Source organism: Colwellia sp. Bg11-28 (genome assembly GCF_002836245.1).
GTDB lineage: Bacteria > Pseudomonadota > Gammaproteobacteria > Enterobacterales > Alteromonadaceae > Colwellia > Colwellia psychrerythraea_A.
This window is the reverse complement of the sequence record NZ_PJBA01000006.1, coordinates 290,322-301,831: the sequence shown is the minus strand read 5'-3', so window position 1 is coordinate 301,831 and position 11,510 is coordinate 290,322. Positions and strand designations below refer to the sequence as shown.

Annotated in this window: 9 protein-coding genes; 1 reads left to right on the top strand and 8 read right to left on the bottom strand. The window is 37.1% G+C overall.

Going from position 1 to position 11,510, the window contains the following annotated elements; translation table 11 throughout:
• The first annotated feature begins 165 nt into the window (after nucleotides 1-165).
• Nucleotides 166-444, top strand: coding sequence for a peptidylprolyl isomerase (locus tag CXF79_RS08235; RefSeq protein WP_011044390.1), 279 nt, complete (start codon nucleotides 166-168; stop codon nucleotides 442-444).
• Between the two features lie 131 nt (nucleotides 445-575).
• Here CXF79_RS08235 and CXF79_RS08230 read toward each other — a convergent pair whose 3' ends face one another.
• From CXF79_RS08230 to tviB, 8 genes are all read right to left on the bottom strand, one after another.
• Nucleotides 576-1,871 carry an inorganic phosphate transporter gene (locus tag CXF79_RS08230; protein ID WP_011044391.1) on the bottom strand — a complete coding sequence of 432 codons (1,296 nt, stop codon included), beginning with the start codon at nucleotides 1,869-1,871 and terminating at the stop codon, nucleotides 576-578.
• A gap of 10 nt (nucleotides 1,872-1,881) precedes the next feature.
• On the bottom strand, nucleotides 1,882-2,562 hold the full coding sequence (locus CXF79_RS08225) for a TIGR00153 family protein (protein WP_011044392.1): 681 nt from the start codon (nucleotides 2,560-2,562) through the stop codon (nucleotides 1,882-1,884).
• Nucleotides 2,563-2,779: 217 nt separating this feature from the next.
• A complete protein-coding gene (gene phoU / locus CXF79_RS08220) occupies nucleotides 2,780-3,481 on the bottom strand; it encodes a phosphate signaling complex protein PhoU (RefSeq protein WP_011044393.1) in 702 nt (233 codons plus the stop codon).
• A gap of 48 nt (nucleotides 3,482-3,529) precedes the next feature.
• Nucleotides 3,530-4,369 carry a phosphate ABC transporter ATP-binding protein PstB gene (gene pstB, locus CXF79_RS08215; RefSeq protein WP_011044394.1) on the bottom strand — a complete coding sequence of 280 codons (840 nt, stop codon included), beginning with the start codon at nucleotides 4,367-4,369 and terminating at the stop codon, nucleotides 3,530-3,532.
• Nucleotides 4,370-4,520: 151 nt separating this feature from the next.
• On the bottom strand, nucleotides 4,521-6,158 hold the full coding sequence (gene pstA, locus CXF79_RS08210; protein ID WP_011044395.1) for a phosphate ABC transporter permease PstA: 1,638 nt from the start codon (nucleotides 6,156-6,158) through the stop codon (nucleotides 4,521-4,523).
• Nucleotides 6,159-6,343: 185 nt separating this feature from the next.
• Nucleotides 6,344-8,680, bottom strand: a complete 2,337-nt coding sequence (locus CXF79_RS08205) for an ABC transporter permease subunit (protein WP_101154615.1) — start codon at nucleotides 8,678-8,680, stop codon at nucleotides 6,344-6,346.
• Nucleotides 8,681-9,025: 345 nt separating this feature from the next.
• The gene (locus tag CXF79_RS08200) at nucleotides 9,026-10,060 is read right to left on the bottom strand and encodes an NAD-dependent epimerase/dehydratase family protein (RefSeq protein ID WP_101156213.1); all 1,035 of its coding nucleotides are present in this window, start codon (nucleotides 10,058-10,060) and stop codon (nucleotides 9,026-9,028) included.
• A gap of 95 nt (nucleotides 10,061-10,155) precedes the next feature.
• A complete protein-coding gene (gene tviB / locus CXF79_RS08195; RefSeq protein ID WP_101154614.1) occupies nucleotides 10,156-11,436 on the bottom strand; it encodes a Vi polysaccharide biosynthesis UDP-N-acetylglucosamine C-6 dehydrogenase TviB in 1,281 nt (426 codons plus the stop codon).
• Nucleotides 11,437-11,510: the final 74 nt, after the last annotated feature.

Sequence of the window (11,510 nt, the reverse complement as noted above, 5' to 3'; positions counted from 1 at the left end):
AAATATATCTCCACTACAGCTAATAGTTCAATGAATTCAAGGGCTAATAAATTACTTATATTTACCTGACTTTCAATTATTAATTAAATGCGTTAATGTAGCTTTGCTCAATTATAAATATTTTAAAATAGTTATAATTTCATAATACAGAAATAGGAAAGAAGTATGTCTCAAGCAAGTGCACGCCACCTTTTAGTGGATACAGAAGAAAAATGTTTAGCCTTAAAAGCAGAAATTGAAGCAGGTAAAGATTTTGCTGAAGTGGCTAAAGAACATTCGAACTGCCCATCAAATGCCCAAGGTGGTGATTTAGGTAGCTTTGGCCCAGGTCAAATGGTTCCTGAATTTGATAAAGTTGTTTTTTCAGCTCCTTTAAATACAGTACAAGGCCCTGTACAAACTCAGTTTGGTTACCACTTATTAGAAGTTACTGCACGTAACTAAATCTAGTTAACTAAAGAGTTAAATAGGTAGCTATTTAATCAAGGTACTTTAGAAGTCGTGATTAAATAAAGAAAATAAAAAAGCCGCAACAAATTGCGGCTTTTTTAATTCTGTTTTTCAGGAGTAAGAGACTAACTAAATGTTGCCTGCATAATCCAGAAGAAAACAATAGATAAACCAGCACCAACAGGTAAGGTTATAACCCAAGATACAACAATGTTACGTACAACACCTAAATTAATAGCTGCGATACCACGTGCCATACCTACACCTAACACAGCACCAACAAGTGTTTGTGTGGTAGAGATAGGTAAACCTGCACCTGAAGCAATAACAACAGTACTAGCAGCCGCTAACTCAGCTGCAAAACCACGACTTGGTGTTAAATGTGTAATACCTTGGCCGATAGTTGCAATAACTTTATGGCCAAACAAGGCAAGGCCGGCAACAATACCAAAACCACCTAATGGTAATATCCACCAAGCTATTGCTGATTTAGCGGCAATTTGTCCATCATGTTCAACAATACTAACCACGGCAGCTAATGGGCCAATAGCATTGGCAACATCATTTGAACCATGAGCAAACGCCATTGCACACGCAGTAACAATCATCAATATTGCGAATACTTTCTCAACGTTTACGTAATGAGCTTCTTTAGCAAGGTTTTCATCAAACTTTAAGCGGCTAATAAAGAATTTACCAATAATAGCAACAATAATTGCGACAATGGCTGCCAAATAGAAACCACCAGCGCCTTTAATTTCAAAGTTAACAAAGCCTAAATTGACGTTTTCTAGGCCGATATGCTTAAGACCTTTTTTGATAGTAACCAGTGATAATACAAAGCCAGCAAGGAACATATAAGCAGGAACCCAACGCTTAGCTTGTTGCAATGGTTTATCCGTATCAAAAATAAGCTTTTGCGCACTATTAAAGATAATAAAGGCGATAATTCCTGATATTAGCGGTGTGATAATCCAGCTACCAACGATGCCAACTACTTTGCCCCATTCTACAGCATCAGTACTAACACCAACTGCAGCAAAACCAACAATAGCACCAACAATTGAGTGGGTAGTCGATACAGGCCAACCTAAAGCTGAGGCTATTAATAACCATGTAGCTGCAGCAAAAAGTGCTGAGATCATACCGTAAACCAGTAATTCTGGGCTATCGACAAAGTAACTGGCATCTATAATGCCTTTACGAATGGTTGAAGTTACTTCGCCACCGGCAAGGTAAGCACCCGCAAACTCAAAAATCATCGCAATAATAATGGCTTGTTTAATCGTTAATGCTTTCGATCCAACAGAGGTTCCCATTGCATTAGCAACATCATTGGCACCAATGCCCCACGCCATGAAGAAGCCAACAACGGCAGCAAGAATTACAAAAGTGCCGCCTGAGTTAAGTATAATTTCCATCAAATAAACCCTATTTTCTAGCGAGAAGAATTTCTAAACGTGCACCTACACATTCAGCAAGATCGGCTAAATCACCAACCCAATCAATAATTTGATATAAGAACATTACATCAACTGGATTCAAATCCTTTTCAATCGCTAATAAGTTTTTACGCAAAATAACTTGCAAGTCATCAGTATCATCTTCGATAGCATCTAACTGGCTGATCATTTTTTCTACCAATACTACTTCACGTCCACGGAAGCCTGTTTCTAATAAATCATCTAATTCATTAATCGCTTCAGCTGCTTTTTCGGTAGCATCAATGCAACGTGCTAAATAAACAGTGAATTCTGCTTGTAAGGTGACAGGTATTTCAAGTTTTCGTCCAAGAACGCGACCAGCAATGTCTTTTGCTTTGTTCGCTATTTTGTCTTGTTGAGAAACTAGTTCAAGTAAGTCAGCTCGATCAACTGGCATAAATAGGCCACCTGGAAGCTCTAGACGTAATTGACGTTTTAAGGCGTCAGCATCTTGCTCTAATTTTGAGAGTTTACGACGAACTTTAGCCGCTTCACTCCAGTCTTCTGCAGTACATGCTTCAAAAAATGGGATTAGTTGTTTACTACATTTAACAACTATTTGAATATGTTTTACTAACGGTTTAATCGGTGATTTTGCAAATACACCTAAGATTGAATTTTTAGCCATAATTGTGTTTCCAGTCAGTCTAACTCTCGTCATTGCTATTCGCCGCGGATAGTACCCCATTTAACTTCTAATGTTAAATGCTAATATCAGCTTAAACGCATGCCTTTATTAACTCAGCGCAATAGTGTGATTTATTTTTTGCTAAACACTAGTATAGTGCATAGTTAATCAATTGAATTTATTATAATTTTAATTACTCAGTTGGCGCGCAAGCGAGTTATAAGTTTTTCATATCTTCTGCTGTGGTATGACGTACAACCTTACCTTTAACAAAGTAAATGATATATTCACAGATGTTTTGACAACGATCACCAATACGTTCCAGTGCGCGTGCTGACCAAATAACCGTCATAACTTGCGGAATTGAGCGCGGGTCTTCCATCATATAAGTCATCAATTGACGCATAAGCGCTTCATATTCACGATTTATTTTGTCATCCATTTGGTGAATTTTAATCGCTGTTTCACAATCCATTCGAGTGAATGCATCAAGGCTAGCCTGTAAAAACTCCAGTACTCGTCGGCCTAGGTTATCTAGATTAACCAGTAAATCTTGCTGTGATGAAGAAAAGCTTTCTAGTGCAACTTTAGCAATTTTCTCTGCCTCATCACCTATTCGTTCTAAATCAGCAATCGTTTTTACAACAGCCATAATCAAACGTAAGTCGCCAGCAGCTGGTTGGCGCTTTGCGATAATACGTGTACATTCATCATCAATACTGACTTCATAAGCATTAATTTGGTAATCGTTGCTCAACACTTGTTTGGCTAAATCAACATCAGATTGACCTACAGCAATAAGTGCGTCAGTTAATTGCTTCTCAACTAAGCCGCCCATATGCATAACATTATTGATAACGCGTTCTAAATCTTCATTGAACTGGCCGGAAATATGACGACCAATTTGTAAATTATCCATGGGATATCCTTTCAAAGGTATGTGCTTGCATCTTTTATTAATTTATAATTAACCGTAACGGCCAGTAATATAATCTTCAGTTTTCTTTTTCAATGGCGTGGTAAACAAAGTATTCGTGTCACTGTACTCTATTAAATCTCCCATATACATAAATGCTGTTTGATCTGACACCCGTGCTGCTTGTTGCATATTATGGGTAACAATGACCACGGTAAATTGTTTTTTAAGATCATTGATTAGCTCTTCAATGGTCAAGGTTGAAATAGGATCGAGTGCTGAAGTAGGTTCATCAAGTAATAAAACCTCAGGTTGAATAGCAATAGCACGAGCAATGACTAAACGTTGTTGCTGACCGCCCGATAAACCTAATGCACTCTCGTGCAACCTGTCTTTTACTTCATTCCAAAGCGCCGCGCTACGAAGTGATTGTTCGGCAGCTTCATCAAGCCTTCTACGGTTATTTTCCCCCATAATACGTAAACCATAGACTACATTTTCATAAATGGTTTTCGGAAAAGGGTTCGGTCGTTGAAATACCATGCCAACTTTGCGTCTTAGCTCTGCGACATCAACATGTTTATCATAGATGTTGCTGCCATGAAGGTTTATCTCGCCACTTATATGGCAATTATCAACTAAATCATTCATACGGTTAATAGAGCGTAATAACGTAGATTTACCACAACCACTTGGACCAATGAACGCTGTTACCTGCCCTTTGGGAATAGACATAGTAATATTATTTAGCGCTTGTTTTTTACCATAGAATAAATTTAATTTATTAATATCTAAGGCAACTTGTTCTGGTGTTAAATTGGTTAAATCTAGCTTTTTTTCAATTGCTTTATCTGAGCCAGGCGCTAACGCCTTTGGGCTAATAGAAATCATAATAGGTGTTTCTCTAATTACTTTTGATTAATCTTTATTTACTAATTGATCGTTATGAATTTAAAATTATTAATTGCTCGTTACTAATTTACTATTAATAACTGCAATGAATAACTATCTATTACTCATTGCTAAATGTTGTGAGAGCAAACTAGTGCTCTAGCATCTTATATCTTTCACGTAATTTATTACGGATTGAAACGGCGGTCATATTTAAAGCAACAATGATAGTTACTAATAGTAAGGCTGTTGCAAAAACCAATGGACGTGCGGCTTCAACATTAGGACTTTGGAAACCAACATCATAAATATGAAAGCCTAGATGCATGAACTTTCTATCTAAGTGTAAGAATGGGAAGTTACCATCCAAAGGTAGGTTAGGTGCCATTTTAACTACACCAACCAACATTAATGGCGCAACCTCACCAGCTGCTCTAGCAATCGCTAAAATAATACCCGTCATAATAGCAGGACTGGCAATAGGTAAAATAATTCGCCACAACGTTTCGGCCTTGGTTGCTCCTAACGCTAATGAACCATGACGCATAGTCGATGGAATGCGTGATAAGCCTTCCTCTGTTGAAACAATAACTACCGGTAAGGTTAATATGGCTAACGTTAACGCTGACCATAAAACACCAGGCGTACCAAAAGTAGGGCTAGGTAAGTTTTCTGAATAAAATAGTTGGTCGAGTGAGCCACCCACCATATAAACAAAGAACCCTAAACCAAATACCCCGTAAACAATAGAGGGAACGCCGGCTAAGTTAATAACCGCAATGCGTAGCAGCTTAGTAAATGCATTTTTACCGGCATACTCATGTAGGTAGATAGCCGCGATAACACCAAACGGTGAAACAATGACTGTCATTAATAACACCATAAGCACGGTACCAAAAATAGCAGGGAATACACCGCCTTCTGTATTAGCTTCGCGAGGGTCTTCGATGAGAAATGACCCAATATGGCTAAAGAATAATGCCGTTTTCTCAAAGGTATTAAGTTGATTATTAAATGTGACTTTAAGAATATATTCAAAGTTAATAGTAACGAGTTGACCGTCCATAGCACGCATCACGATATGATCACGTGATATCTGCTCTCGATATCCCATCAGCTCGTTTTCTAGTATTTCGTAGTCCTGGTTCAGTGCCGCTATTTCGCTATCAATTTTTACTTGTAACTCAGCCGTTAGCTTATCTTGCAATTGATATTTACGCGTTTTTAATCGCAAACGTTCTAATTGATAGTTGATAGCACCAATATCTGACTTTTGTAAATCATCGATCTGGTCTTGAAAATTATCAACACGCGTTAATAATTCATCCAACTTGTTTTTATCTACTTCTTTTCCATCAACCACTACACTTTCAATGAAACCGTAAAAGTTACCATGAGTTCGACGTTCAACCACAACTAAATCTTTTGGTGTTTGTGTCTTTTGAATGTTATGACTTAACAACCAACGAAAATCTAAACTCACCAGCTCGCGGTTACCTGTTTTGATTAACAGTCGCTCTAATATTTCTTGTTCTGGATCAAGCGCCAAATTTAAATGTGCTAATTGGCTTACCGGAATTTGCTCTCTATCGTAGATTTCACCAATGACAACACTCTTAGCGCCATGTTGATCGGTAAGATCAAATTGATATAACTCACTTGGCCAAAAATATGACAAGCCCCGTGAAGCGATAAGCCATAATAGGCCTAACACTGAAATTAAACTGATACTTACGCCACCTGCCGATAACCATATCCACGGTGAACCTGATTTAAACCACTTATTCATAAAGTAACTCGTCATTGGTGAGTGACTTTTCATCTTGTTGCTGTAAAGCCCAACTTATGCGTCAAATGTACTCATTGATACTTATCAACTTCGTACATTTTCCTTTAAATTGAACTCTACAGCTTAAAGCTGACTAGCCACTTATATATAAATTATTGTTTGTTTTCTAAATTCAATACGATTAACTACATTGAGCTGTATTTTTCGCGTAATCGTTGACGAACAAATTCTGCTGCGGTATTGAAAATAAAGGTGAAGATAAAGAGTACAAATGCTGCCAAGAATAATATTCGGTAATGGGAACTGCCTACTTCAGATTCGGGCATTTCTACCGCAATGTTTGCTGCAAGTGTTCTCATACCTTGGAAGATACTCCAATCTAAAATCGGCGTATTACCCGTTGCCATCAAGACAATCATTGTTTCACCAACTGCACGACCAAGGCCCATCATCACAGCAGAAAATATGCCGGGACTGGCAGTTAGAAGTACCACACCGATTAATGTTTGCCATTGTGTTGCCCCTAATGCTAATGAACCGCTTGTTAAATGACCTGGCACACTGAAAATAGCATCTTCAGCCATAGAGAAAATAGTAGGTATAACAGCAAATCCCATCGCAATACCAACAACTAGAGCGTTACGTTGATCAAAGTTGATACCTAGGTCATTGGTTAGGTATTGGCGCATATCACCATTAAAGAAACTGTTTTCAAGCAGTGGTGATAAAGAAAAGGCCGCATAGGTGGCTAGTATTATCACAGGAATTAACAAAATGGGTGCTAATGTTTCTGGCAGTTTGTCTTTGAGTTGGTTTGGTAATTTATGCCAAGAAAACGCAGTGATTAGTGTTGCTAAAGGTAAGAAAATAAATAACAGGAATATTGCTGGTAAATATTCCTCCATTAACGGCGCTAACCATAAACCTGCTAAGAAACCTAAAATAACGGTAGGTAATGCTTCCATCATTTCAATGGTAGGTTTAACTTTTTTACGCATTCCCGGTGTCATAAAGTAGGCGGTATATATCGCAGCAGTTAAGGCAATAGGTACTGCAAATAACATCGCATATAAAGCCGCTTTAATAGTACCAAAAGAAATAGGTACTAGAGAAAACTTACCTTCAAAGTCATCAGAGCCTGATGTTGATTGCCAGATATAGTCTGGCTCAGGGTAACCTTCATACCAAACCTCCTGCCATAGCGCTTGCCAAGTAACTTCTGGATGCTCATTATGAACACTAAAAGCCTGTAAACTTTTATTAGAAGCATCAAGAGGGTCATTACCAATAATAATCAAACCATTAGCACGAGGCGCTATCGAAAATGCTTCGGGTTGAGTTGAGGCAAGTTTGCCTTGCCAAAGATGTGCTGAGCTGGTGGTATAGAAAACATTAACCATACCTGAATTGGTCATGGTGTAAAAACTCTTTCTGTATTGCTCAGTATAAATAGCGGTTATCGCACTTGATGTTTTGTAGTTTTTGTCATAACTCGCTTCGCCATCATTAGCGTTGAAGCTTCGAATTTGCTTAAACTGGCGACCTGATTCCGTTGCGACTTCAAACCACTGACTGATTCGACCACTACTATCACCTAATAAAACAGAACTACTCCCTGAAAGCAGTGCCATTGAGGTAAGGTAAGTATTGCTATTATCGAGCGTCGGTGTAATTGTTGCTTTAAGGCTGACTTCTTCGTCATCATTTAGCGAATATACATACACCGTTGAAGCACTTCGAATAAAAGCTAAACTTAAGTCAGGTGTCACTTTTATTTCATCAATGACATCATCAGTAAGCTCAATTTGTTGAAAAATAGTTTCGTATTCAACATCATCACCATCACTAGAAGAACTGAAGTCATCTTCAGCAATAAAGCTTGTTTTTATTAAACGTTTATCTTCAGTAAAAGCAACAAAAACAATTCTTTCATCATCCATTGCAAAGGCTAATTGAGAAAGCGGTGTTTGTTGTTCATCAATAACTAGTGAATTTTGACCGAGAGGATAATTTACTTGAGGGATTATTTCACGGGTATCATTAGCGTATTTAGCATAAAAGCTTGGTTGAATTAATAACGTTTTACCCTTGATGGTATGAAGTAATTTATTCGCTGAAAAAGAGTTAACTACATTAACCACTTGTTCTTGATTGAAGTCTTCACTTGAAAATAAAGACATAGAAAGCGCATTATCACCAACAGCAAACTGGTTGTCTGATTCAGGGGCGCTGGCTTTTAAATAATAGAAATCAATGTTACCAGCTTCTGTAATTTCATAAGCCACTTCTTGTAACTCATCAACGCCAGTACTTAACACTTTTTCATTACTTGTTAAGTTTAGACTAATACTAACCTTTGGCTCAATTTTAGCAGAGTCAAAAATAGGTTTTACGACGTAAAGTAAATACAAAAAAATCAGCACTAGGGTAAATAAAACGCTAATACCACCGAGGGTTATTAACCATTTAGCCAATGAATTTTTAACCCCACGGCTTCGGTTCGAACTAATAAGACTTGCCACTTAATTAACCTTATTATCAACAAGCTAAAAAATAGCTCATTCAATATAGAGAATATGATAAAAATAACTGAGCGAAGTATAAGTCAGTTATGTGACAATTTTATTACAACAGAAAATCGATTAGATAATAAATTGTTTTGGGAGTACCTGGGGGAATAAAAAAGCAGCTTTAAATGAGAGCTGCTTTTTTAATATTATTACTACCTAGCCTTGCGACTATGAATTAACAGGGAGTTATTCGTTTTACATAAGTAATGAAAATAAATAATCCAGAACAAGGCGATTGATTGAATAATAGTTGGCTATTGTTGTTGATTGCAACGATGGTAGGGGTATTTAGACCCTTTAATTCAAGAATTTAATATACCAAGGCATCGCTTTGTCTATACCTTGTTGAATTTTAAACTCAGGCTCAAAGCCAATCAAAGATTTTGCTTTAGAAATATCAGCCTGTGAATGTCTAACATCACCTGCTCTAAAATCTTGATACGTAGGCGACTTTTGATAATCAACACCATTTGCTTGTAAGGCAACTTTCAAGCTATTAAATAAGGTATTTAAACTAGTTCTATCACCGAGTGCAACATTATACACTTGGTTTTTACCTGCATCATTCGCCGTTGCAGCTAAAATATTAGCTTGTACGGCATTTTCAACAAAACAGAAATCGCGACTCGTTTCACCATCACCATTTATAAGTAATTCTTCATTAGCGATCATTGCAGCTGTCCACTTAGGGATTACCGCAGCATAAGCGCCGTCAGGGTCTTGTCTTTTACCAAAAACATTAAAGTAGCGTAAGCCAGTGCAATTCAAACCATAGGTTTTATGAAACACATCGGCATAAAGCTCATTTACATATTTAGTTACTGCATAAGGAGATAGCGGTTTACCGATAGCATCTTCAACTTTAGGTAATGCTGGGTGATCTCCATAAGTAGAACTTGATGCAGCGTAAACGAAGCTTTTAACTTGAGTTTCTTTCGCTGCCGTTAACATAGTCAAAAAACCGGTAATATTTGCTGAGTTAGTTAATAGGGGATCAGCAATTGATCTAGGTACTGAGCCTAACGCTGCTTGATGAAGGATATAATCAACACCACTTTTGTAATGGCTTAACGCGGTTTGACAGTCTTCCAATTGGCGAATATCACCTTTAACAAAATAAAAATTTTGCCATTGCTCAGCCGAAACCTGTGTTTGAACTTCATCAAAGTTGTGTTGATGACCCGTAGCGAAGTTATCTAAACCGACAACTTTCTGATTTAATAAAAGTAATGTTTCTAAAAGATTCGAACCAATAAAACCAGCACAACCTGTGATAAGCCAAGTCTTTGGTGAATTGAGTAGTTCTTGTTTAATTTTTTTAAATTGAGTCATTTGTTTAAATAGTCCTTTCTTTAAAAAGACACCCTTAGCTGAATCTTCAACTAAGGGTGTTTTATCTATATCTAAGTAAGTTATAGTCAAATAATTTATAAGCGAATATCAGCTAATTCTTTGTCTAGCATATATTTCAAATCATAAATCACATGATCTTTTTTCATCAATAACTTAATATCATCTGCGGATAATGCCTTAAATTGATCATGAGCTACTGCAAAAATAACCGCGTCATAGAAGCTATGCTTAGGTGCTGATATTAAGTCAACATCATATTCATGTTTTGCGTCTTTAGGATTAACCCAAGGATCGTATACATCAACATTAATATCAAATTCAGCTAACTCAGACAAAATATCAACAACTTTGGTATTTCGCACATCAGGGCAGTTCTCTTTAAAGGTCAAACCCATAACGAGAACATTAGCGCCATTAACTGGTAATTTCCTTTTAAGCATAGTTTTCACTAACTGTGAAACCACATATTCGCCCATAGAGTCATTAATGCGACGACCAGCAAGTATGACCTCGGGATTGTAACCTATAGATTGTGCTTTATGAGTCAAATAATAAGGATCAACACCAATGCAGTGACCGCCGACAAGACCAGGTCTAAACGGTAAAAAGTTCCATTTAGTACCGGCTGCTTTTAATACTTCTTCAGTATCAATATTCAATTTATTAAAAATGACGGCAAGCTCATTGATCAAAGCAATATTTAGATCTCGCTGAGTATTTTCAATCACTTTTGCCGCTTCAGCCACTTGAATACTTGATGCTTGATAGGTACCTGCTGTAATAATTGATTTATATAAACTGTCAATAAAGTCGCTAATCTCAGGCGTTGAGCCCGAAGTTACCTTAAGGATATTCGTCACTCGATGTTCTTTATCACCCGGGTTAATACGCTCAGGGCTATAACCGGCATAAAAATCTTGATTAAACACTAAACCAGAGTGACGCTCAACTTCCGGTAAACAAACTTCTTCGGTTGCTCCCGGATATACCGTAGATTCATAAATGACGATATCACCTTTATTAATCACTTTAGCAAGCATAGCACTCGCCTTTACTAATGGTGTTAAATCAGGTTGCTTATGTTTATCAATAGGTGTCGGCACGGTAACAATATAGATATTACAATTTTTTAAGTCGTCAACGTCAGCAGAATAGGAAATAAATTCTGAATCAGCTAATTCTTCACTCGATACTTCTAAAGTGAAGTCATGACCTTGCTTTAATTCACCAACACGCTTGGTGTTGATATCAAAACCCAAAGTTGGGTATTTTTTACCAAACTCTACCGCCAAAGGTAAACCAACATAACCTAAACCTATAATGCCTAGCTTCACGTTTTCTAATGAGTGCAACATACTATATCCATTTATTATATTTCTATTAATTACACATTTAAATATTTAGTAATAAACAATAATATAAGTTTATC